The 1,794-nt window shown below is 52.0% G+C and carries 2 tRNA genes and 1 rRNA gene; all 3 read right to left on the reverse strand.

What is annotated here, in order from left to right:
• Positions 1 to 2: 2 nt before the first annotated feature.
• Positions 3 to 78, reverse strand: a tRNA-Lys gene (locus tag QTO00_RS19385).
• A 2-nt stretch (positions 79 to 80) separates the two neighbouring features.
• Positions 81 to 156: transfer RNA gene (locus tag QTO00_RS19390), tRNA-Glu, on the reverse strand.
• A 198-nt stretch (positions 157 to 354) separates the two neighbouring features.
• Positions 355 to 1,792, reverse strand: a 16S ribosomal RNA gene (locus QTO00_RS19395).
• Positions 1,793 to 1,794: the final 2 nt, after the last annotated feature.

Consider the following 1,794-nt stretch of genomic DNA (forward strand, 5'->3'; position numbering starts at 1 on the left):
AATGGTGGGTCGTGCAGGATTCGAACCTGCGACCAATTGATTAAAAGTCAACTGCTCTACCAACTGAGCTAACGACCCAATGGTATCCCGTAGGGGAGTCGAACCCCTGTTACCGCCGTGAAAGGGCGGTGTCCTAGGCCTCTAGACGAACGGGACACTGGATAAGTTTCTAGTGAACTAGTGCCTAGCTCCTAGAGACTGTGAACCTTTTGGGAAAGGTTCATTTTATTCTAGGGACTAGCAACTAGCCTCTAGAATCTCTCTTTACTTTTATAAACCATCAATCTGTGTGAACACTCATCGCGACTTATTTGTTTCCGCTTTAAAAAGCAGAAGCAAACTATCCGTATCGTATAAGGAGGTGATCCAGCCCCAGGTTCCCCTAGGGCTACCTTGTTACGACTTCACCCCAGTCATGAACCACAAAGACGATTACTAGCGATTCCGACTTCACGGAGTCGAGTTGCAGACTCCGATCCGGACTACGACGCACTTTTTGGGATTCGCTCACTCTCGCAAGTTGGCCGCCCTCTGTATGCGCCATTGTAGCACGTGTGTAGCCCTACTCGTAAGGGCCATGATGACTTGACGTCGTCCCCACCTTCCTCCGGTTTATCACCGGCAGTCTCCCTGGAGTTCCCACCCGAAGTGCTGGCAAACAAGGATAAGGGTTGCGCTCGTTGCGGGACTTAACCCAACATTTCACAACACGAGCTGACGACAGCCATGCAGCACCTGTCTCAGAGTTCCCGAAGGCACCAATCCATCTCTGGAAAGTTCTCTGGATGTCAAGAGTAGGTAAGGTTCTTCGCGTTGCATCGAATTAAACCACATGCTCCACCGCTTGTGCGGGCCCCCGTCAATTCATTTGAGTTTTAATCTTGCGACCGTACTCCCCAGGCGGTCTACTTAACGCGTTAGCTCCGAAAGCCACGGCTCAAGGCCACAACCTCCAAGTAGACATCGTTTACGGCGTGGACTACCAGGGTATCTAATCCTGTTTGCTCCCCACGCTTTCGCATCTGAGTGTCAGTATCTGTCCAGGGGGCCGCCTTCGCCACCGGTATTCCTTCAGATCTCTACGCATTTCACCGCTACACCTGAAATTCTACCCCCCTCTACAGTACTCTAGTCTGCCAGTTTCAAATGCAATTCCGAGGTTGAGCCCCGGGCTTTCACATCTGACTTAACAAACCACCTGCATGCGCTTTACGCCCAGTAATTCCGATTAACGCTCGCACCCTCCGTATTACCGCGGCTGCTGGCACGGAGTTAGCCGGTGCTTCTTCTGCAGCTAACGTCAAATGATAGTGCTATTAACACTACCACCTTCCTCACTGCTGAAAGTACTTTACAACCCGAAGGCCTTCTTCATACACGCGGCATGGCTGCATCAGGCTTGCGCCCATTGTGCAATATTCCCCACTGCTGCCTCCCGTAGGAGTCTGGACCGTGTCTCAGTTCCAGTGTGGCTGATCATCCTCTCAGACCAGCTAGGGATCGTCGCCTTGGTGAGCCATTACCTCACCAACTAGCTAATCCCACCTGGGCATATCCTGACGCGAGAGGCCCGAAGGTCCCCCTCTTTGAGCCGAAGCTATTATGCGGTATTAGCCATCGTTTCCAATGGTTATCCCCCACATCAGGGCAATTTCCCAGGCATTACTCACCCGTCCGCCGCTCGACGCCGTTAACGTTCCCCGAAGGTTCAGTTAACTCGTTTCCGCTCGACTTGCATGTGTTAGGCCTGCCGCCAGCGTTCAATCTGAGCCATGATCAAACTCTTCAATTTAA

It is taken from the genome of Vibrio sp. M260118 (genome assembly GCF_036533755.1).
Lineage (GTDB): Bacteria > Pseudomonadota > Gammaproteobacteria > Enterobacterales > Vibrionaceae > Vibrio.